We start from the raw sequence: 21523 nt of genomic DNA on the forward strand, positions 1-21523 counted from the left end.
AACCTGCCGGTCGTCACTGCCCTGTCACACGTACAGGCTTGAATCCATTGCGTGAATGCTCCAGATCCCCTCGTGCGCCACGTCCGGGCCATCTTCCTTTCGGACATCCATCTCGGTACACGCGGATGTCAGGCCGAAGCGCTGCTCGATTTCCTGCGCCACCACGAATCCGATTATCTCTACCTGGTCGGCGACATCATCGACTTCTGGGCGATGAGCCGCTCGATCCACTGGACGCCGGCACAGAACACCGTGGTGCAGAAGGTGCTGCGGCGCGCGCGCAAGGGCACGCAGGTCGTCTTCGTCCCGGGCAATCACGACGAGGCGCTGCGCGAATATGCCGGCACGGTGTTCGGCGACATTGCGGTCCGGCTCGATCACATCCATGTCGCGGCGGACGGCAAGCGCTACTGGCTCGTGCATGGCGACGACTTCGACCAGGTGACGCGCCATCATCGCTGGGTGGCGCTGCTCGGCGACGTGGCCTACAACGCGCTCGTACGGATCAATGCATGGATGTCGCGCGTGCGTCGCCGGCTCGGCATCGCCGGCTACTGGTCACTGGCGGGCTATGCCAAACGCAAGGTAAAGAGCGCGGTGAGCTTCATCTACGACTTCGAGGATTCGGTCATGCACGAGGCGCGCAGCCGGGGCGTCGATGGCGTCATCTGCGGGCACATCCATGCGGTCGCACAGCGCACCATTGACGGGCTCGTCTACATGAACTGCGGTGACTGGGTAGACAGCTGCACTGCCATTGTCGAGCATGCCGACGGGCAATTTGCCGTCGTCGACTGGGGCCAGGTGCTGCGCAACCCGGGCGTCGGCATGACGCTGCCGGTCGCTGAGGAAGTGATGGGTCACTGACCGTCACACACGCGCCGGTCGAGTTGTCGGCACGCTTTACATTGCATCACGCGGCGCTGGGTCCGGTTTGTGCGAACAACGCGCAAACCATTGCTTGCAGGGGGCTGAACGTCGCAGGCCCGGGTTTGGCATGAAAGGTGCTATTGCTTCGCGCACTCACGGAATGCCGTGCGGGCGCGCCGTCAGCGCCTTCTTTCAGCCAACGGAGATTACCTTCATGAACCTGCGTCTCATCGGCAGCTGCGCGATTGCGGCAGCGTGTTTCACCGGCTCCGCACACGCCCAGCTGTTCCAGCCCGACTCGGCAACAGCTGGCAGCCAGTTCAGCAGCCTGTACGACATCGGCAACACCATCGACGGATCGGGACTGCCGGAAAACTTCGATCTCGACAGCCTGCACGCGATCTACACCAGCGGCAATCACTGGACCACCCAGAACGGTGCAATCGCCGCCGGTACCGCGTTTGCAGTCTTTTCCTTCAACGAGGCGGTAACCATCGGCGATTTTCACCTGTGGAATCATCGCTCCAACAACATCGCAAGCAACGCCTTTTACGCCGTTACCCGGTTCGACCTGATCCTGCGAGACGCCAACGGCGATACGCTGTTCGAACTGCTGGATCAGGCCGCCGTCGGCGGCCTCGGCAATGAGGCAGTCCAGTCCTTCTCATTCGATCAGGTCGCCGGCGTGCGCAGCGTGCTGTTCCGCATCGATGCCAACAGCACGCCGCCGAACCACGCCGGCGTCAGTTATACCGGTGTCGCTGAAGTGGCCTTCGGGCAGGGCGTGCCGGCGATTCCGGAACCTGCGACCTGGTGGATGATGGGCGCCGGACTCGCGGGCGTTCTTGTCGCGGCGCGTCGTCGCATCGCCTGAAGCGGGATCCGCCAGCGCAGTGCTCGCCGACCGGGGCCGGCCACCACGGCCTCGCTGGCCGGATGGCGGCAATCGCGCTAAGGTCTGATGCCAGCGTGTCCTTCCGGATATGCGGCATTGATCTTCGCGAATGTGCCCGACATGAACCGAATCATCGTCATCACCGGCGGCAGTCGCGGCATCGGCGCGGCGACTGCGCGTCTGGCCGCCGCGCAGGGCGATGCGGTGGTGATCAGCTACCTGAGCCAGCGCGATGCCGCCGAAGCACTGGTCCGCGATATCACCCACACCGGCGGCACAGCGCTCGCACTGGCGGCAGACGTCGGCATCGAGGCGGACGTCGAGCGACTGTTCCGTGACGTCGACAGCGCCTTCGGCCGCCTGTCGGCGCTGGTGAACAATGCCGGCATGCTTGAAGCTCAGAGCCGGGTCGAAGACATGAGTGCGGCGCGACTGGGTCGCATCTTCGCAACCAATGTGATCGGCAGCATGCTGTGCGCCCGGGAAGCCGTGCGCCGCATGTCGCGACGGCATGGCGGCACCGGTGGCGCCATCGTGAATGTATCGTCGGCAGCGTCCCGGCTGGGCTCGCCTGATGAATACGTCGACTATGCCGCGTCGAAGGGCGCCATCGACACCTTCACGATCGGTCTGGCGAAGGAGGTGGCGGCCGATGGCATCCGCGTGAATGCCGTCCGGCCCGGCGTCATCCGGACGGATATCCACGCCGCCGGCGGTGAACCGGACCGGGTCAACCGGGTGAAATCATCGGTGCCGCTGCAGCGCGGCGGCGAACCGGAAGAAGTGGCACGCGCCATCCTGTGGTTGCTGTCGGACGACGCTTCCTACACCACCGGCGCACTGCTCGACGTCAGCGGTGGGCGCTGAGCCGGCTCCGGCCGACCGATCAACAGGTCGAAAAGCGATCCCGCGACCGGTCGCGGGATCGTGCGTTGATGACGCGACGCAACAGCCCCTGTTCGCCCGGAAAAATCGAGGCAGACCCGCGCGGATCAAGGCGCTCGCGATAACTTATTGCGCTACTCTTTTGCTGGCAACGAAGAATCCCCTGACGTGCAATACCGGCGCGCCTTAGCGGAGGGTGCGCCGTGCGCTGCGGACGAGGCGCCGGCCCCGGATGCTGCGCCGCAGAAGAAAGACTATTCAACACATTGTTTTAACGCGAGAAAACAGTTTCAAAAATTCCTTGAAACGTCTTGATTGATGTCTTACTTTGAATCTGACAGCCCGCATGTCGCAGGCTGAAATCAACCCAAGGAGTGCAGGTAGCGGGGCCCAAGGGACACAAGAAAAGCCGCGCGCGATACAGCGCTGACGGCGTAACCGGAAGCATCAGTCGTCAAAGGTTGCACTCAGTTTCTAATCAAGGCTCACGTCGCGGACATCTCAATGGAGGTTGGTTATGACAATGCTTACACTGGATCAGGCAAAGGCACTTTTCAACAGCGGCAAGGCGGCACAGATGTCGACGATGTACAACCACCACAGCAACAAGACGTTCGGAGTGGTCGACAACCGTTCTGCGAAGCGCACCGATCACTACCTCATCGGCGAAGGTGATCTCACCCATGTGGTTCCGGAGAAGTCTCCGACCTTCGATCGGAAGTGATGTCGCGGTCACCGCACGGCGGCACCCGTGTCGGTGCCGGCCGAAAACCCGTTGATCCGACGGTACCTGTCACCATCCGGCTCACACCGGAACAACGCGAGGTACTGAGGCGACGTGGCGTCGCAAAGTGGTTGCGACCGCTGCTCGACAAGACAGGCTGACAGGTTTCCTGCTTCATTCGCCGCCGGCGCATTTCACGCCGGCGGCGTTTTTTGTTCTGGCGGGCCGCATTAAGCCCGAAAACCTCAGCTGATCGTCAACCCATGGCGGGTGGCGGTGGCGCAATCAGCAGGGCCACGGCCTGCGCCGCAATGCCTTCACCGCGACCGGTGTAACCCAGCTTTTCGGACGTCTTTCCCTTGACGTTTACGGCGTTCGGCGCAATGCCGCAGTCAGCCGCGATGTGGGCTGTCATCTGTGCCGCATGCGGCGTGATCTTCGGCTGTTCACAGATCACGGTCGCGTCGATGTTGCCAATCTGCCAGCCGGTCAGGCGCACCCGCCTGACCGCTTCGCGCAGCAGCTCACGGCTGTCGGCGCCCGCGTAGGCCACATCGGTGTCCGGAAACAGCCGGCCGATGTCGCCCAAGCCGGCCGCACCGAGCAGGGCATCGGTGATCGCATGCAGCAGCACATCCGCGTCGGAATGGCCAAGCAGGCCCTTCTCATGCGGAATGTCGACGCCGCCGATGATGCACTTGCGGCCGGCGACCAGTCGGTGGACGTCGAAGCCCTGACCGATGCGAAAGGGAAGCGGTGCCGCTTGTAGAAGGTTGCTCATTGCGATGCCTCCCGGGTGCGCAGGATCAATTCGGCCAGCTCCATGTCTTCCGGCCAGGTCACCTTCAGGTTGCCGGCACTCGATGCAACCAGTTTCGGCGCCAGCCCAGCCGCCTCGATCGCCGAAGCCTCGTCGGTGACATCGGTGCCGCGGTCCAGTGCGTCATGCAGCAGCGCAAGGCGGAACATCTGCGGTGTCTGTGCCTGCCACATGGCTGCACGCGGCACGGTGCTCGCCACCCGGCCATGGTCATCGGCGCGCTTGAGGGTGTCCGCGACCGGCACGGCGAGCAGGCCGCCGACCGCATCATCGGCCAGTCCGGTGATCAGCGTATCGAGCAGCGCCCCGCTCAGGCAGGGCCGCGCGGCGTCGTGCACCAGCACCCAATCGTCCGGCCGCGCCCAGCCGGTCAGTTCGAACAGGCCGTTGCGCACCGACACCGCCCGGCTGGCACCGCCGCAATGGACCGGCATCAGCTTCGGCCCGAGCGCCGACCAGTCGTGGTCGCGCCAGTACAGGTCGTCCGGCGACAGCACAACGACCACCCGGTCGATGCGCGGATGCGCACACAGGGTGGCCAGCGCATGGTGGATCAGCGGTTTGCCGGCCAGCGGCAGATACTGCTTCGGCAGGTGCGCCCCGAAACGGCTGCCACTGCCCGCGGCGGGAACGAGTGCGATGTGACGCGGCACCGGCAGCCCCTAGACCGCCAGCCAGCGCGACAGGTCGCGCTGCATGTCGGCAACCGATTCGAGCCCGATCGCGAGGCGGATCAGGCTGTCACGGATGCCCGACGCGTCGCGCGCCTCCTGCGAAATGCGGCCGTGTGTCGTCGTCGCCGGGTGCGTGATCGTCGTTTTGGTGTCACCCAGGTTGGCCGTGATCGACAGCATGCGGGTCGAGTCGATCAGCTTCCACGCCTCTTCGCGCCCGCCCTTCACCTCGAATGCAACCACCGCAGCACCCGAACGCTGCTGGCGCATCGCGATGGCATGCTGCGGATGCGATTCGAGGCCCGGATAGAACACCCGGTCGACCCAGGCCTGCTTCTCGAGCCAGCGCGCCAGTTCGAGCGCCCGGGCCGACTGCGCCTCCATGCGGATGGACAGCGTTTCCAGCCCCTTCAGGATGACCCAGGCGTTGAACGGCGACAGCGTCGGGCCGGCCGTGCGCAGGAAGCGCAGCACCTCGTCCATCTCCGCCTTGCGGCCACACACGGCGCCGCCCAGTACGCGGCCCTGCCCGTCCAGATACTTGGTGGCCGAGTGGATGATGATGTCGGCCCCCAGTTCGAGCGGCTTCTGCAGCGCGGGCGAACAGAAGCAGTTGTCGACCGCCAGCAGCGCGCCGGCCTCATGCGCCACTTCGGCGACGGCTGCGATGTCGATCACCTCGGTCAGCGGGTTCGACGGCGTTTCGATGAAGAACAGGCGGGTGGTCGGCTGCACGGCCGCACGGTAGGCCGCGATGTCGGTCGCATCCACCAGCGTGGTCGAAATGCCGAACTTTTCGAAGTAGTTGGCGAACAACTGCTGGGTCGAGCCGAAAATGCTGCGCGAGGCGATGATGTGGTCGCCACTCTTGAGCAACGCCATCACCATCGACAGGATGGCCGACATGCCGGAACTGGTCGCCACACACGCCTCGGCACCTTCCAGCGCGGCAAGGCGGTCCTGCATCATCGTGACGGTAGGATTGGTGAAACGTGCGTACACGTTGCCGGGCGTTGCCCCGGAAAAGCGCGCCGCCGCCTCGGCGGCGTTGTTGAACACGAAACTCGACGTCAGGTACAGCGCTTCGCTGTGTTCGCCGAACTGGCTGCGCTCGATGCCCGCACGTATGGCCAGTGTTTCCGGATCGTACTGATCCGGATCGAATGCCGCCCGACCGGACGGCGTATGTTCAGGACTGCTCATGCTGTGCTCCAACCGGCGCGAGTGCCGGCAATCAGGGTCGGAAAAGCAGAAAACGGACAAGCGAAAACATGGGCCCCAAACAAAAAACCCGTTCTGCCGATGGGGCAAAACGGGTTCGGGAATGCATTCGTTTCGCCGCTTTAGCCGTATTTGTCCGGTTCAAAGTCTCGACGAGACCTCGACCCGCGCGCCCGCAAGCTGGATTCAAATCGGCGCGTATCCGGACATTACTGCCGGTCCCGCGGGCAGGTCAAGCCGGATGTCGGGAAAGCGCATGAACCGGAGACACGCTCAGGCGTTCTCTTCCGACGTGACCAGATTCAGGTCGAGCTGACCGCTGTCGTCCTCGGTCTGCCGTGGCGCGCCCTTGCGCTGGTTCTCGACCCCATCGAGGTACGCGGCGGTCACATCGCCAGTGACGTAGCAGCCGTCGAAGCACGACGTTTCGAACTGTTCGATCGAGGGGTTGCAGGCAGTGATCGAGGCCTTGAGCATGTCCAGCGTCTGGTAGATCAGCTCGTCGGCACCGATGGCGACGCGGATTTCCTCGTCGGAGCGGTTGGCCGCGATCAGTTCGTCGCGGGTCGGCATGTCGATCCCGTACACGTTGGCGAAACGCACAGGTGGCGCAGCCGAGGCGAAGTACACCTTCAGCGCGCCCGCTTCGCGCGCCATCGCGACGATTTCCTGGCTGGTCGTGCCGCGCACGATCGAATCGTCAACCAGCAGCACGTTCTTGCCGCGGAACTCCTGCGTGATCGCATTGAGCTTCTGGCGCACCGATTTACGGCGCACCGCCTGGCCCGGCATGATGAAGGTTCGGCCGATGTAGCGGTTCTTCACGAACCCCTCGCGGTACGGCACATCAAGCACGCGGGCCAGTTCCATCGCCGACGGGCGGCTGGAATCCGGGATCGGGATGACTGCGTCGATCTGCAGGCCTGCGTGGTCGCGCTGGATCTTCTGCGCGAGGAATTCGCCCATCTTCACGCGGGACTCGTAAACCGACACGCCATCCATCAGCGAGTCAGGGCGCGCCAGATAGACGTATTCGAACAGACAGGGCGCCTGGGTCGGGTGCGCGGCGCACTGCAGCGACTGCATCGTGCCTTCCGGCGAGATCAGCACGGCTTCACCCGGCGCGATGTCGCGCAGCAGCGTGAAGCCCAGCGTATCGAGCGCAACGCTTTCCGAGGCGACCAGCCATTCGGTGCCCTGTTCGGTCTCGTGCGTGCCGATGACCAACGGGCGGATGCCGTACGGGTCGCGGAATGCCAGCAGGCCGAATCCGGCGATCATCGCGACCACGGCGTAGGCCCCGCGACAGCGGCGATGCACGCCTGCCACGGCGCGGAAAACGGTCTGCTCGTCGAAGGTCGGCCGCTCGCGCAGCGACTGCATCATTTCGTGCGCCAGCACATTCAGCAGCACTTCGGAATCGGATGTGGTGTTGATGTGCCGCAGGTCGGTGCGGAACATGTCGACCTTCAGCTCTTCCGAATTCGTCAGGTTGCCGTTGTGCGCCAGCACGATGCCGAACGGCGAATTGACGTAGAAGGGCTGCGCCTCCGCCGCGTTGTAGGCGGACCCGGCGGTCGGATAGCGCACGTGCGCGATGCCCCAGTCACCGAGCAGGGTGCGCATGTTGCGCGTGCGGAACACGTCGCGCACCAGTCCGGAGCTCTTGTGCATGTGGAATTTCTGGCCCTGCGCGGTGGCAATGCCGGCCGCGTCCTGGCCACGGTGCTGCAGCACAAGCAGTCCGTCGTACAGGAGCTGATTGACGGGAGAGGTTGCAACGACGCCGAGTATTCCGCACATGATGGTCAGGCCTTAAATCGAATCTTCTTTGCCACTGCATCCGGCAGCCACGGGCGCAGGGCGATTGCTGCGGTCTCCAGCGGTGGCGTCAGCGCCGCCGCGCGCCACCACGGTTGTTCGGGGGCGGGCGTGAACGCTGCACCGACCACGATTAGAAGCAGTATAAATGCGGCCCGAGCCAGCCCAAACAAGCCCCCGAGCACCCGATCGGGAAAATCGAGTCCGGTCGCCTTGATCAGCGAGCGCAAAACCCAGCGCAGTACGCCGCACAACAACAGCACCGCGACGAAGGCGAGCGCGAAACCGCTGACCATGCGCAACCCCGGATCCTGCAGGCTGGCCGGCAGGAGCGTGGCAACGTCGCCACCGAACTGTCGGGCGACGATGAAGGCGAGCACCCACGCCGCCAGGGCAACCACTTCGCTGACCAGACCGCGCATCAACCCGATTGCCGTGGACACCGCCACGATGGCGATCAGGATGTAGTCCAGCACGGTCATGCAGCCGGCGCCACCATGGAACGCATGCCGGCACCTTCCAGCTTGCGCTGCGCGGCTTCGGCTGCAGCGCGCGTCGCGAACGGGCCGACCTTGACGCGCGTCCGGGACTGGCCGTTTTCCAGTTTCACCGGTTCGGTGAAGGTCGGAAAGCCCAGTTCCTTCGCTCGTGCGCGGAGTTTGGCCACATTCGCGGCGTCGCTGAACACGCCCAGTTGCAACGCGAAGGCGCCCGACTTGCCATCGAGCAGAGCGGCCACACGAGACGCTTCGCCGGCTGCAGCGGGCGCGGCAGCCGGCTTGGGCGGCTCGGCCTTCGGTGGCGCGGGAACGGGCGCGGGTGGTGCGGGCGGTGCCACGGGGGCTGACCCGGTCGTCGCCGGCGCTGTGGATTCGGTATCCGGCGGCGCGGGCGGAATCATCACATCGGTATCCGCCGGCTCGGGGCGCACCGGCTGGGCCAACGCGGGCAGGCTGTCACGCGGCGGAATGCGCACTGCAATGTCCTGCGCCGGGGCGCGCGGCTCGTGGTCCATCACGACCGGCAGGACGATGGCCGCGGTCAGCGCGAGCGCGATGGCGCCGAGCAGGCGCCGGCGGGCGCGCTTGCGCAATTCAGTCTGGAGATCGGGTGCGGTAGAAGCCACGTCGGGCGCATCCTGCGGGTGGGTTCAGCCTTTTGAAGGCAGGGGCGAGCGCGTGTATTCGCGCATGACTTCGGCGACGGTGAGGAAGGATCCGAACACCACGATTCTATCATCTGCACCCACCAGTTCCCGGGTGGCCTGCCATGCGTCGACCGGGCTGGCAAAGGTCGACACGCTGCCCGGAATACCCTGTCCGGCAATCATTTCGGCGATGTCGCCGGCCAGCGTACCGCGCGGGCCGCCGAGGTCGCACAGCATCCAGTGGTCGATGCGCCCCTTGAGCCGGTCGAGCACGCCGGCGATGTCCTTGTCGCGCAACATGCCCAGCACGGCCCAGGTTTCCGGGTAGAACCCCATGCTCGACAGGTTTTCGTTCAGCACCGAGGCGGCATGCGGGTTGTGCGCGACGTCGAAGATGACCGACGGCCGGCCGGGCATCACCTGGAAGCGGCCGGGCAGTTCGACCGTCGCCAGCCCGAGCCGGATGTCGCCGACGGATACCGGAACCTGATCGGACATGGCGTCCAGCGCGGTGATCACCGCCGATGCATTGAGCAGCTGGTTGGCACCGCGCAGCGCCGGATAGGCCAGCCCGCCACGCTTGACCAGCCGTTCCGGCTCGCGCCGCCAGTAGCCCCACTGCTGCCGGTCACCGGCAAAGCCGAAATCGCGGCCGGACACTTTCAGCACTGCGCCGATAGCCTGCGCGTACTCGATCACCGTGGCAGGTGGCATCGGATCACCGACGATGGCCGGACGCCCCGCTCGGAAGATGCCGGCCTTCTCGCGGCCGATCAGCTCCCGCGTGTCACCGAGATATTCCATGTGGTCGAGATCGACGCTGGTGACGATGGCGCAGTCGGCGTCGAACGCGTTCACCGCATCAAGACGGCCGCCCAGCCCCACTTCCATCACGATCACATCAAGGTCGGCGCGCTCGAACACCTGCCACGCACCCAGGGTGCCGAACTCGAAATAGGTCAGCGCGGTGTCGCCGCGCGCCTGTTCGACCTCGGCAAATCCGGCGCACAGGGCCTCATCGCTGGCCGGTTCGCCGTTGATGCGAACACGTTCGTTGTAGGCCAGCAGATGCGGCGAGGTGTAGGTGCCGACACGATATCCAGCGCAGCGCAGGATGCGTTCGAGCATCGCACAGGTGGAGCCCTTGCCGTTGGTGCCGCCGACGATGAACAGCGGGATGGTCTGCGTGATGCCGAGCGCCGCCTTGACGCTGAGCACGCGGTCCAGCCCGAGCTGGATCACCTTCGGATGCAGGCTTTCAAGGTGCTGCAGCCACTCGGTCAGCGTCAGCGGCATGTGATCGACGGACCGGGCACGGTTGTCATGCGACGCAGCGGTCGCGGAGCGGTCCGGTTCAGCACGTCAATGCCGGCATGCGTTGCAGCGCGGACAGCAGGCCTGCGATGCGGTCGGGCATTTCGCGGCGATCGACAATCATGTCGACAGCGCCTTTCTCGACCAGGAATTCGGCGCGCTGGAAGCCTTCAGGAAGCTTTTCGCGCACGGTCTGCTCGATCACGCGCGGGCCGGCGAAACCGATCAGCGCGCCTGGCTCGGCGATGACGATGTCGCCCATGAAGGCGAAGCTGGCCGACACGCCGCCCATGGTCGGGTCGGTCAGCACCGAAATGAAGGGCAGCTTGTGCTGGGCCAGCTGGGTCAGCGCAGCGGTGGTCTTGGCCATCTGCATCAGCGAAAACAGGCCCTCCTGCATGCGCGCGCCGCCGCTCGCTGCGATGCAGACGAAGGGAAGGCGCTGTTCGACTGCGACGCGCACGCCGCGCACGAAGCGTTCGCCAACGACCGAACCCATTGATCCACCGAGAAATTCGAACTCGAAACAGGCGACCACCACCGGCACAGTCCGGATCGCGCCCTGCATGACGATCAGTGCATCACCTTCGCCGGTTTCGTCGGCGGCCGCGTTCAGACGGTCGGCGTAGCGCTTGCTGTCGCGGAACTTCAGCGGATCGACCGGCATGACCTCGGCACCGATCTCGAAGCGGCCTTCACGGTCGAGCAGCGCATCCAGCCGCACGCGGGCGCGTACCCGCGAGTGGTGATTGCACTTCGGGCAGACGCCGGTATTGGCCGCCAGATCGGCGGTGTAGAGCACGGCTTCGCAGGCTGGGCACTTCGACCACAGGCCTTCGGGAACCGACTTGCGTCCGGCGGCCTCGCTGCGGTTGATCTTCGGCGGCAGAAGTTTCTGCAGCCAGCTCATGCCGTCACCTCGACGCTGTCCATCGCCGCACGGATGCCGCTCAGCAGCGTCTTCACGCGCGGCAGTATTTCGTCTGCCGGGCTGTTCTCGATTTCCTCGATGATGCGGCTGCCGATGACGACCGCGTCGGCCACGGAAGCCAGCGCCTTCGCCGATGCGCCGTCACGTACGCCGAAACCGACGCCGACCGGCAGACCGACCATGTCGCGGATCAGCGGAATGCGCTTCGATACGGCATCGATGTCAATGTGGCCGGCGCCGGTCACGCCTTTCAGCGACACGTAATAGATATAGCCGCTGCCGATTTCGCCGACGGCGCGGATCCGCACGTCGGTCGAGGTCGGCGCCAGCAGGAAGATCACGTCCAGCCCGGCCGCGCGCACCACCTTGGCGAATTCGCGCGACTCTTCCGGCGGGTAATCCACGACCAGCACGCCATCTGCACCGGCGGACGACGCCGCGTCGGCGAACGCGTCGACACCCATGGCCTCGATCGGGTTGGCATAGCCCATCAGCACCACCGGCGTCGTGGTGTTGCGGGTGCGGAACTCGGCCACCGCCGCGATCACCTGGCGCAGGGACACCTTCTTGAGCAACGCCCGCTCGGATGCGCGCTGTATCGTCGGACCATCGGCCATCGGGTCGGAAAAGGGCACCCCGAGTTCGATGATGTCGGCGCCCGCCTCGACCAGTGTGTGCATCAGCGGCACCGTCACCGACAGGTCGGGGTCTCCGGCGGTGACGAATGGAATCAGCGCCTTGCGACCGGCGGCGTCCAGCGCGGACAGTGTTTGAGTGATTCGGGACATTTTCGGAAACCGTCGCCGGGCGGCTTCCGCCACCCGGCCGACAACAGGATGGTGGAAAAGCAGGTCAGAACTGGATGCCGGATTTCTCGGCCACGGTATGCATATCCTTGTCGCCGCGGCCGGACAGGTTGACCAGCAGCACCGCGTCCTTCGACATGCCGGCCGCCATCTTCATGGCGTAGGCGACCGCATGCGACGATTCGAGCGCCGGAATGATGCCTTCCATGCGGCAGGTCTTGTGGAAGGCGGCGAGCGCTTCCTCGTCGTCGATCGCCACGTACTCGGCGCGGCCACAGTCCTTCAGCCAGGCGTGTTCCGGGCCGACGCCCGGGTAGTCGAGGCCGGCCGACACCGAATGCGTTTCGATGATCTGGCCGTTCTCGTCCTGCAGCAGATAGGTGCGATTGCCGTGCAGCACGCCCGGACGCCCGGCACACAGCGACGCCGAATGCATGCCGGTCGAAATGCCGTGCCCGGCCGCCTCGACGCCGATCAGGCGCACGTCCGGATAGGGAATGTAGGGATAGAAGATGCCCATCGCATTCGATCCGCCACCGACACAGGCAATCACGGCATCCGGCTGACGGCCGATCATTTCCGGCATCTGCCACTTGCACTCTTCGCCGATGACCGACTGGAAGTCGCGCACCATCATCGGGTAGGGATGCGGGCCGGCCACGGTACCGATAATGTAGAAGGTGTTGGCGACGTTGGTCACCCAGTCGCGCATCGCTTCGTTCAGCGCGTCCTTCAGGGTCTTCGAGCCGCATTCGACGGGAACCACCGTCGCGCCCAGCAGCTTCATGCGATAGACGTTGGCCGCCTGGCGCTTCACATCCTCGCTGCCCATGTAGACCACGCATTCCATGCCGAGCCGGGCGGCGATCGTTGCGGTGGCCACGCCGTGCTGGCCGGCACCGGTTTCCGCGATCACGCGCGGCTTGCCCATGTGCTTGGCCACCATTGCCTGGCCGATCACGTTGTTGATCTTGTGGGCGCCGGTGTGGTTCAGGTCTTCGCGCTTGAGGTAGATCTGCGCGCCACCCGCCGCGTCGGACAGGCGACGGGCGTGGAAGATCGGGCTCGGGCGGCCGACGTAGTGCTTCAGCTCGTACTCGAATTCAGCGCGGAACGCCGGTTCGTCCTTCAGTGATTCGTAGGTGTCCCGCAGCTCATCGAGCGCGGCAATCAGGGTTTCGGCGACGAATGTGCCGCCGTACGGACCAAAATGTCCGGTCGTGTCCGGCAGGTTGTAGGCGGAGGCAGATACCTCAGCCGGCAGGTCGAGCTTCCCCATTTTCCACTCCTGATATGAACGCAGCCACCCTGGCCACGTCCTTGATTCCTTTGGCGGATTCGACTCCGCTGCTCACATCGACCGCAGCCGGCGCCACACGCCGTACCGCGTCTGCCACAGTCTCCGGATCCAGGCCGCCGGACAGAATGACCGGCAGTGGAAGGTCGGGCGGGATCAGCGTCCAGTCGAAGCTTTTGCCGGATCCCCCCCAGGCATCGGAGTAGGCGTCCAGCAGCAGCGCTCGCGCTGCGCGAAACCTGACCGCGTATTCTAGCAAATCCAGCCCCGGCCTCACCCGGACTGCTTTGATGTAGGGCAGGCCGAAACGTTCGCAGTCATCCGGCGTCTCGTCGCCATGAAACTGCAGGCAATCCAGGCGCGCTCCGCGCGCGGCCTCGCCGATCAGTCCGGCGTCTTCATTGACGAACAGCCCGACCCGCGTCACGAACGGCGGCACCTGCGACGCCAGCGCCGCGGTCCGTTCGACGCTCACCGCACGGGGGCTGGGCGGATAAAGCACGAATCCGACTGCGTCGATCCCGAGCGCCAGTGAAGCTTCGAGGTCGGTTTCGCGGGTAAAGCCACACACCTTGATACGGGTCTTGCGCACCATGCGTCCTCGAGGTTGATCGTAGCGCCTTCAGCCGGGCATCACTCCGGTCCGATGGGCGGAAGGCGCAATCCGCACTGGGCTTCCGGCAAACGCCACTCCGCATCGTAGCCCACACCGACCAGATAGAGGCCACTGGCAGAAAAAGTCGGCGCGCCCAGGCGCCGGTCCCGCCCTGCCAGCAGTTCGCCCATCCAGGGCGGATCACGCCGGCCGCACCCCACTTCGACCAGTGCGCCGACGATGTTGCGCACCATGTGATGCAGAAAGGCATTGGCCGTCAGGTCGAGCAGGATCCAGTCGCCCCGGCGCGCCAGCGACAGCGCAGACAAGGTGCGTACCGGACTGCGCGCCTGGCATTCCGACGACCGGAAGGCGGAAAAGTCATGCGTGCCGACCAGATCCGCGCCCGCTGCCTGCATGCGGACCTCGTCGAGCGGACGATGGAACCAGCCGGCAAGCGTGGCTGCCAGTGCCGGACGCACAGGATGGTTGTAGAGGCAGTAACGGTAGCTGCGCGAATGCGCCGAAAAGCGCGCGTTGAAATCGCCGGCGACCGGCGTGGCCCAGCGCACCGCAACCGACGGCGGCAACAGCGCATTGCAGCCGCGCACCCATGCCGTATCCGGGCGATGCGCCGACGTGTCGAAATGCACCACCTGCGCCGTCGCATGGACGCCGGTATCGGTGCGGCCGGAGGCCTGCACGCGAACCGGATGCGCCGCGATGGAGGACAAGGCGGCTTCCAGCGTGTCCTGCACCGTCGGTCCGGTCGCCTGCGACTGCCAGCCACGAAAGGCCGATCCGTCGTATTCGACACCCAGTGCAAGGCGCATGTCAGGCCCAGTGCCAGAGTGCAAGCAGACAGCCCGCAGCGGCCAGCACGGCAAGATCCAGTGCAGCAAGCGGCGCACACGCCGCGACCGGAAGGGGCGTTCCGCTGTCGCCTTCTTCCAGCCACGAACGCCAATTGCGTCCCGGCGCCTGGTGATCGACTTCGTGCAGTACCAGTTGCAGGCGCAAGGCGAAGCTTCCGGGCGATGGATGACCCGCCGACAACGGATGAACCAGCCGGTGAATGGCCCCGGTCAGTCGGGCGGGCGCCATCCGGTCCAGCAGTACGGCGACGGCTGCGGCCATGCCGATCAGCTTGCTCATCGCAGACAGGGCAGCCAGCAGGCCTTCGACGCTCGGACCCGCCGGGAAATCGGGTATCAGCAGACGCCCGGGCGTAGCGAACGCAAAGGTGAGCAGGATGGCCAGCAGCAGCCAGCGCAGACGGCGCAGCAGGCGAAGGAAGGGGTGTGCTGCCAACAACAGGGCGCACGTGATGGATATGGCTGACCACAGTTCGTGCCAGGGCGAGCCCGCCACCTGCCCGGCAAGCAGCCAGACCAGCCAGAGCGCGAGCAATGTCGCCGCATGCAGGCGGGGTGCAGCCGGGTCAGTGTCGGTGGCGTACATGGGGATGACGCAGGAAATTTGCGTCAAGGATAGCGCCCGGCGAGGCCGGGACAAACAGGACACGCGTGGAGAATTTCAGCCGAGACGCGGATGTGCGCGCAGCAGGGCGCGGATCGGCGCGAACGCCGATCCATCCGCTGAAGTGCCCCGTTCAGGCAAGTTTCGCGAGCATTTCGCTCGCCTGGGACTGCTGATCCGCCGTGCCTTCACGCACCACTTCCTGCAGCAGTTCGCGCGCACCTTCCTTGTCGCCCATCTCTTCATAGGCGCGTGCCAGTTCAAGCTTGGTCTCCGCTTCTTCGGCGGCCGTTTGCGGCGGCTCCTCGGTCGCGAGCATGTCTTCCGGATTGATCACGGTGGACACCGACGATTCGCTCAGGTCGGGCAGTGCCTGCGGCGGGGGTTCGTCGAACGCCTGCACCGCATCGCCGACCACATCCGTTTCCAGTGCATGGAGGGGGTCGCCGACAATGTCGGTTTCGAGCGTGGACGGATCGGTACCCAGATCGAGATTGATGTCCGACAGATCAATCACCGGTTCAGCGGACGCCTGTGCCGGCGCGTCGGATGCGTCGAAGTTGAAGTCGATCAGATTGCCGACATCCGTGCGTTCGAGATCGACCACGGCGCCGCTGGCTGCGGCATCCGGGTCGGCATCGCCTGCTGCAGGCAGCGACAGATCCAGATCGAATCCCTGCGAGGACTGGGCAAGCGCTTCCGCGGTGTCGGCGACATTCTTTTCAAGAACGACCGTACTGACGTCCTTCTTCGGTTCGTCCGATGTGAAATCGAGCCCCAGATCGAAATCAAGCGAAGAATCGGCGTCGGACTCTTCACCCGGCTTGGTCATCGTCGTGGCGACGCCCACGGCGGGCGCTTCCGCCAGCGGCTCCGAGGACTGGATGTCGAGATCGAAATCGAGATCCGCATCGACCTTGGGTGCAGGCGCTTCGGGGGCCCCCTGGTCGATCTTGTTCAGATCCAGCGCAATGGTCGGTTCGCTGCCCGATGCAAGCTGACCGATGTCACCCGGCAATGTCCAGGTATCGCGCATCTTGTCGGCGCCCGACACGACGACAGTCGCCGCCATCGACGCCTGTTCGTCAAAACCGTCATCCGGTGCATCGGCGCCGCCGCCATACAGCGGATTGGTCGGATCAACCGAGCGGCCCAGCAAGGCGGCCTTTTCCCAGTCGGCACCACGGCCGCTGGTCTGCGCGTACAGCTCGGTCGCCATCGTTTCGAAGGGCTTGACCGATTTCCGCTGAGCATAGATCTCGAGCAGCTTCAGATGGATTGCATGACGGCTCGGCTCGGTCTTCAGCGCTTCGAGCAGGATTTCTTCCGCCTGCGCATCGCGACCGTAAGCCATGTACACGTCCGCTTCTGCAACCGGATCGACTCCTTCGTCAGCGTCGATCGACGACAGCGAAGACTGGCTGAAATCGGTCTGGATGGAACTGGCGCTGGTATCGACGCTCTGGCCGCCGCCTGTTGCACCGATCACCGACGATGCGGCAGGCGCTGCTTCAAGGCCGGCGGTGGTCGACGGCGTTGCGTCAGGCGGTGTCTGGCGGGCCTTTGATTTGCGGTACCCGAGGTAACCCAGGACGAGCAGCAACACGGCCCCCAGTCCGCCCAGCGTCTTGGGATCGGAGAACAGTCCCGGCTGTTCAGGTTCCACGGCGGGTTCGGGTTCGGGTTCGGGTTCGGGCGCCGGAGCCGGAGCCGGTGCGGCGACCGGCGGCGCAGGTTCCGCACTGGGCGGCTCGACCGCCACCGGCGGTTCGGCCGGTTTCGCTGTCGGCTTCTCATCCGCGAGTGCGACCAGATCCGGTACTTCCTTTTCTTCGGATTTGGCCGCATCGGATGCGAGATCCGGCACCGGCTTTTCCGATGGCGCGACCACAGGTGCCGGGGCCGGCGCTGGAGCCGGCTCGGAGGCAGGCGCAGGCGGCGTTGCCGCCTGTTGCTGAGCCTGCGCCATCGGGGTGTTTTTCAGTTCGACCAGCTTCTGCAGCTCCCGCACGTTTCGTTCGAGATCGGCCAGACGGCTGTTGGCGTCCTTGAGCGCGCGCTCCTTGGCAACCACCTCTTCTTCAAGCGCACTGATCTTGCGGTCGCTTTCGGCAGCGGATTTCGACACTCTGACCTGGTCGGATGCCGCTGCTGCAGACGGTGCGCGATCGTCGACCCGCGCCTCGATCTTGCCGGACGCGGCTCGACTGCCGGTGTCTGCCGTCGACGTTGAATCGGCCACGGCACCCGCCAGACGAGCGCGATAGGCAGCGAAGTCGCTGGTCTGGGCCATCACGATCTTGCGCGCTTCCTGCGGCGACACGGCTTGCGCAGCCGACTGATCCGGAATGGCGAGGATACGCCCGGCACGCAGGCGATTCATGTTCCCGCTGTCGAAGGCATCGGGATTGGCCTTGACCAGTGCCACGAGCATCTGGTCCAGGCTGACGCCGGCCGGTACGTACTCGCCTGCGATACGGCTCAGCGTATCGCCGCGTTTCACTTCATAGACGTTGTCGGCGGGTGCGCGCGTCGGCGCGACCGGCGCCCTCGTCACCGCACGTGGCTCTGCACTCTTGACGACAACCGGGTCAACCGGCGCCTGTCGCGGCATGTCTGCCGGATCAAGCAGGAAGGTGTATTCGCGGACGAGCTTGCCGGACGACCAGTTGAGCTCGATCAGGACATCGAGATAAGGCTCATTGACCACCCGCTCGCTGGTCACAACCAGCACCGGACGCGCACCGCGCTTTTCCACTGCGACCTTGACGCCGCTCAGACTGGTGGCGTATTCGACGCCGGCCTGCTTGAAGGCGCTTGGCGGCGCGAGCCTGGCGGTCATCGAAGCCAGTTCATCCGCGCTGGCGGACAACTCGACTTCTGCACGGAGGGTCTGTCCGATCGCGGACTGGACAGTAAGCTTGCCCAGACCGGCTGCGCCGGCTGTCAGCGGGAGCGCTGACAGCAACGCGGTCAACAGGCGGATCGAATGTTTTTTATCGCTATGACGCACCGCGTTTTCCTCGCGCGCTAAAACCCAAATCTCAAAATAACATCATGGTCTTAGCACTGCAAGCTAAACAGTCGCTTTATGTTGCGATACTGTCTGTTACGACACGCCGCGCACGCTGGTGCGAGGTGTCGATGCGTGGTCAGGCTTCGATCAGGATGCGCAGCATGCGGCGAAGCGGTTCGGCGGCGCCCCACAGCAACTGGTCGCCACACGTGAATGCACCGAGATACTCCGGCCCCATATTGAGTTTGCGTACGCGACCGACCGGAATGGTCAGCGAACCGCTGACCGCGGCCGGCGTCAGGTCGCGCATGCTGTCCTCACGATGATTGGGTACGAACTTCACCCAGGCATTCGCTTCGCGGATCATGCTTTCGATCTCGTCCAACGGCACATCGCGGCGCAACTTGATAGTGAGCGCCTGAGAATGGCAACGCATCGCACCGACGCGAACGCAGATGCCGTCGATCGGGGTGATCGCGGATCCGGTGCGACCGAGGATCTTGTTGGTTTCAGCCTGGCCCTTCCATTCTTCCTTGCTCTGGCCGCTGTCCAGTTCCTTGTCGATATAAGGGATCAACGAGCCCGCCAGCGGAGCGCCGAAATGGGCCTTCGGGAAATCGGCGCTGCGCAGGCTTTCGGTGACCGCGCGATCGATGTCGAGGATGGCCGACGAACTGTCCTTCAGCATCGGCGCGGCAACGCCGTGCAAGGTGCCCATCTGCGACAGCAGTTCGCGCATGTTCTGCGCGCCCGCACCCGATGCCGCCTGATAGGTCATGGCGCTCATCCACTCGACCAGACCGGCCGTGAACAGCGCGCCGACGCCCATCAACATCAGGCTGACGGTGCAGTTGCCGCCGATGTAGTTCTTCACGCCGCCGGCCAGGCCGGCCTTGATCACGTCCATGTTGACCGGATCGAGGATGATGATGGCGTCGTCCTTCATGCGCAGCGCTGACGCGGCGTCGATCCAGTAGCCCTTCCAGCCGGCGGCACGCAGCTTGGGAAACACCTCGTTCGTGTAGTCGCCGCCCTGGCAGGTGATGATGATGTCCATCTTCGCCAGCTGGCTGACGTCGGCGGCATCGAGCAGCGGCGCACTGCCCTGCCCCACGTCCGGACCGGCCGCACCGACGCTGGACGTGGTGAAGAACACCGGTTCGACCAGCGAAAAATCGCCCTCTTCGCGCATGCGCTGCATGAGTACCGAACCCACCATGCCGCGCCAACCCACCATACCCAGCTTCAACATTGTCTTGCCCTCTGAGCGTTACAGCGCCGCGATGACCGCGTCGCCCATGTCCTTCGTACCCACGCGCTGCGTGCCTGCTTCGTAGATGTCACCGGTGCGGAAACCCTGGGCCAGCACCTTGCGTACCGCATTCTCGATGCGCACCGCGTTCGCTTCGTCCTCGCCGCTGTAGCGCAGCAGCATCGCCGCCGACAGGATGGTCGCCAGCGGATTGGCCACGCCCTTGCCTGCGATGTCCGGCGCCGAACCGTGGCTGGGCTCGTACAGCCCCTTGTTGTTCGCGTCCAGCGAAGCCGACGGCAGCATGCCGATCGAACCGGTCAGCATCGACGCCTCGTCCGACAGGATGTCGCCGAACATGTTGCCGGTGACGATCACGTCGAACTGCTTCGGCGCCTTCACCAGCTGCATCGCGGCGTTGTCGACCAGCATGTGCGACAGCTCGACATCCGGATAATCGGCGGCCATGGCCGTGATGACCTCGCGCCACAGCTGGGTGCATTCGAGCACGTTCATCTTGTCGACCGAACAGAGCTTGCCGCCGCGCTTGCGCGCCGCTTCGAAGGCGACGCGCCCGATGCGGCGGATTTCCTCTTCAGCGTAGATCATCGTGTTCCAGCCGACACGCTGACGGCCCCATTGCGTGTCGCGCTCCTCGATGCCGCGCGGCTGGCCGAAATAAATGTCGCCGGTCAGTTCGCGCACGATCAGGATGTCCAGTCCGGACACCACTTCCGGTTTCAGCGACGACGCATTCGCCAGCTCCGGATACAGGATGGCCGGGCGCAGGTTGGCGAACACGCCCAGTTCGGCGCGGATGCCCAGCAAGCCGCGCTCGGGGCGCTGTTCGCGCGGCAGCGTGTCCCACTTCGGACCGCCGACCGCGCCAAGCAGGATGGCGTCGGCTTCGCGCGCCAGCTTCGAGGTCGCGTCCGGGTAGGGCTTGCCGGTCGCGTCCACCGCGCAGCCGCCGAGCAGCGCCTGTTCGAATTCGATCTTCAGCCCGTCGCTGCGCAGCGCTTCGAGCACGCGCAGCGCCTCGGCCGTGATTTCGATGCCGATGCCGTCACCGGGAATAACGCAGACTTTCAATGGACGCTCCAGAGTTCAGGCAAACAGCCAGGGTTGTTCGATACGGCGACGGGCTTCGAATTCGCGGATCTTGTCCGCCTGACGCAAGGTCAGGCCGATGTCGTCGAAGCCGTTCAGCAGGCAGTACTTGCGGAAGGCTTCGACGTCGAAGCGGATGACGTGGCCGTCCGGCCGGATCACGGTCTGGCTTTCCAGATCGATGCGCAGCCGGTAGCCCGGTGTGCCGGCGCACTGCAGGAACAATTGCTCCAGTTCGGTCTGCGGCAGACGTATCGGCAGCAGGCCGTTCTTGAAGCAGTTGTTGAAGAAGATGTCGGCGAACGTGGTGCCGAGGATGGCGCGGAAGCCGAAATCCTCGATTGCCCAGGGCGCGTGTTCGCGCGACGAGCCGCAACCGAAGTTCTCGCGCACCAGCAGGATGCTGGCGCCCTGGAAGCGCGGCTGGTTCAGCACGAAGTCGGGATTGAGCGGCCGCTTCGAGTGGTCCTGACCCGGCTGGCCGACATCGAGATAGCGCCATTCGTCGAACAGCGTCGGGCCGAAGCCCGAACGCTTGATCGACTTCAGGTACTGCTTCGGAATGATGGCGTCGGTGTCGACGTTCGCGCGGTCCAGCGGCGCGACCAGTCCGTCAAGTGTGGTGAAAGGATTCATTGCGTGATTTGCCTGGTTCTTTCTCTGACT

At 64.9% G+C, this 21523-nt stretch carries 21 protein-coding genes; 4 read left to right on the plus strand and 17 right to left on the minus strand.

The annotated features are described in order from the left end of the window. The first annotated feature begins 72 nt into the window (after positions 1-72). The 4 genes from ACTIFF_RS15720 (at position 73) to ACTIFF_RS15735 (ending at position 3374) form a co-directional block, all read left to right on the plus strand. Positions 73-867 (plus strand): UDP-2,3-diacylglucosamine diphosphatase, encoded by a 795-nt coding sequence (locus ACTIFF_RS15720; protein ID WP_439537681.1) that lies wholly within the window; start codon positions 73-75, stop codon positions 865-867. A 217-nt stretch (positions 868-1084) separates the two neighbouring features. Beyond that, positions 1085-1744: a PEP-CTERM sorting domain-containing protein gene (locus tag ACTIFF_RS15725; RefSeq protein ID WP_439537682.1), complete on the plus strand. Its 660-nt coding sequence runs from the start codon at positions 1085-1087 to the stop codon at positions 1742-1744. A gap of 141 nt (positions 1745-1885) precedes the next feature. After that, positions 1886-2632: an SDR family oxidoreductase gene (locus tag ACTIFF_RS15730; protein WP_439537683.1), complete on the plus strand. Its 747-nt coding sequence runs from the start codon at positions 1886-1888 to the stop codon at positions 2630-2632. Between the two features lie 535 nt (positions 2633-3167). After that, the gene (locus tag ACTIFF_RS15735; protein ID WP_439537684.1) at positions 3168-3374 is read left to right on the plus strand and encodes a hypothetical protein; all 207 of its coding nucleotides are present in this window, start codon (positions 3168-3170) and stop codon (positions 3372-3374) included. 256 nt (positions 3375-3630) lie between these two features. Here ACTIFF_RS15735 and ispF read toward each other — a convergent pair whose 3' ends face one another. The 17 genes from ispF to leuD form a co-directional block, all read right to left on the minus strand. Continuing rightward, complete coding sequence (ispF, locus tag ACTIFF_RS15740; protein ID WP_439537685.1) at positions 3631-4155, minus strand: 2-C-methyl-D-erythritol 2,4-cyclodiphosphate synthase; 525 nt, start codon at positions 4153-4155, stop codon at positions 3631-3633. After that, positions 4152-4847 (minus strand): 2-C-methyl-D-erythritol 4-phosphate cytidylyltransferase, encoded by a 696-nt coding sequence (ispD, locus tag ACTIFF_RS15745; RefSeq protein WP_439537686.1) that lies wholly within the window; start codon positions 4845-4847, stop codon positions 4152-4154. The genes ispF and ispD overlap by 4 nt, the downstream gene beginning before the upstream one ends. Before the next feature lie 9 nt (positions 4848-4856). After that, the gene (locus ACTIFF_RS15750) at positions 4857-6071 is read right to left on the minus strand and encodes an O-succinylhomoserine sulfhydrylase (protein ID WP_439537687.1); all 1215 of its coding nucleotides are present in this window, start codon (positions 6069-6071) and stop codon (positions 4857-4859) included. Positions 6072-6362: 291 nt separating this feature from the next. Beyond that, entirely contained in the window at positions 6363-7892 is a 1530-nt protein-coding gene (purF, locus tag ACTIFF_RS15755) for an amidophosphoribosyltransferase (RefSeq protein WP_306477415.1), read from the minus strand. Positions 7893-7897: 5 nt separating this feature from the next. After that, positions 7898-8392, minus strand: a complete 495-nt coding sequence (locus tag ACTIFF_RS15760; RefSeq protein ID WP_439537688.1) for a CvpA family protein — start codon at positions 8390-8392, stop codon at positions 7898-7900. Continuing rightward, positions 8389-9036: an SPOR domain-containing protein gene (locus ACTIFF_RS15765; protein WP_439537689.1), complete on the minus strand. Its 648-nt coding sequence runs from the start codon at positions 9034-9036 to the stop codon at positions 8389-8391. The genes ACTIFF_RS15760 and ACTIFF_RS15765 overlap by 4 nt, the downstream gene beginning before the upstream one ends. Positions 9037-9060: 24 nt before the next feature. Beyond that, positions 9061-10353 carry a bifunctional tetrahydrofolate synthase/dihydrofolate synthase gene (gene folC / locus ACTIFF_RS15770; RefSeq protein WP_439537690.1) on the minus strand — a complete coding sequence of 431 codons (1293 nt, stop codon included), beginning with the start codon at positions 10351-10353 and terminating at the stop codon, positions 9061-9063. Positions 10354-10411: 58 nt separating this feature from the next. Then, entirely contained in the window at positions 10412-11281 is an 870-nt protein-coding gene (accD, locus tag ACTIFF_RS15775; protein ID WP_305631331.1) for an acetyl-CoA carboxylase, carboxyltransferase subunit beta, read from the minus strand. Beyond that, a complete protein-coding gene (trpA, locus tag ACTIFF_RS15780) occupies positions 11278-12090 on the minus strand; it encodes a tryptophan synthase subunit alpha (RefSeq protein WP_439537691.1) in 813 nt (270 codons plus the stop codon). Before trpA ends, accD begins: the two co-directional genes overlap by 4 nt. Positions 12091-12154: 64 nt before the next feature. Further along, the gene (trpB, locus tag ACTIFF_RS15785; RefSeq protein WP_439537692.1) at positions 12155-13387 is read right to left on the minus strand and encodes a tryptophan synthase subunit beta; all 1233 of its coding nucleotides are present in this window, start codon (positions 13385-13387) and stop codon (positions 12155-12157) included. After that, a complete protein-coding gene (locus tag ACTIFF_RS15790; protein ID WP_439537693.1) occupies positions 13362-14000 on the minus strand; it encodes a phosphoribosylanthranilate isomerase in 639 nt (212 codons plus the stop codon). The genes trpB and ACTIFF_RS15790 overlap by 26 nt, the downstream gene beginning before the upstream one ends. Positions 14001-14038: 38 nt before the next feature. After that, positions 14039-14833 carry a tRNA pseudouridine(38-40) synthase TruA gene (truA, locus tag ACTIFF_RS15795; RefSeq protein WP_439537694.1) on the minus strand — a complete coding sequence of 265 codons (795 nt, stop codon included), beginning with the start codon at positions 14831-14833 and terminating at the stop codon, positions 14039-14041. Position 14834: 1 nt separating this feature from the next. Next, positions 14835-15461 (minus strand): hypothetical protein, encoded by a 627-nt coding sequence (locus tag ACTIFF_RS15800; protein WP_439537695.1) that lies wholly within the window; start codon positions 15459-15461, stop codon positions 14835-14837. Positions 15462-15612: 151 nt separating this feature from the next. Continuing rightward, the gene (locus ACTIFF_RS15805; RefSeq protein ID WP_439537696.1) at positions 15613-18447 is read right to left on the minus strand and encodes a FimV/HubP family polar landmark protein; all 2835 of its coding nucleotides are present in this window, start codon (positions 18445-18447) and stop codon (positions 15613-15615) included. Between the two features lie 184 nt (positions 18448-18631). Then, entirely contained in the window at positions 18632-19747 is a 1116-nt protein-coding gene (gene asd, locus ACTIFF_RS15810) for an aspartate-semialdehyde dehydrogenase (RefSeq protein WP_439537697.1), read from the minus strand. Between the two features lie 18 nt (positions 19748-19765). Beyond that, positions 19766-20839 (minus strand): 3-isopropylmalate dehydrogenase, encoded by a 1074-nt coding sequence (gene leuB, locus ACTIFF_RS15815; RefSeq protein ID WP_439537698.1) that lies wholly within the window; start codon positions 20837-20839, stop codon positions 19766-19768. Positions 20840-20854: 15 nt separating this feature from the next. Then, the gene (gene leuD / locus ACTIFF_RS15820; RefSeq protein WP_069037945.1) at positions 20855-21493 is read right to left on the minus strand and encodes a 3-isopropylmalate dehydratase small subunit; all 639 of its coding nucleotides are present in this window, start codon (positions 21491-21493) and stop codon (positions 20855-20857) included. Positions 21494-21523 lie beyond the last annotated feature (30 nt).

It is taken from the genome of Methyloversatilis sp., assembly GCF_051861465.1.
GTDB lineage: Bacteria > Pseudomonadota > Gammaproteobacteria > Burkholderiales > Rhodocyclaceae > Methyloversatilis.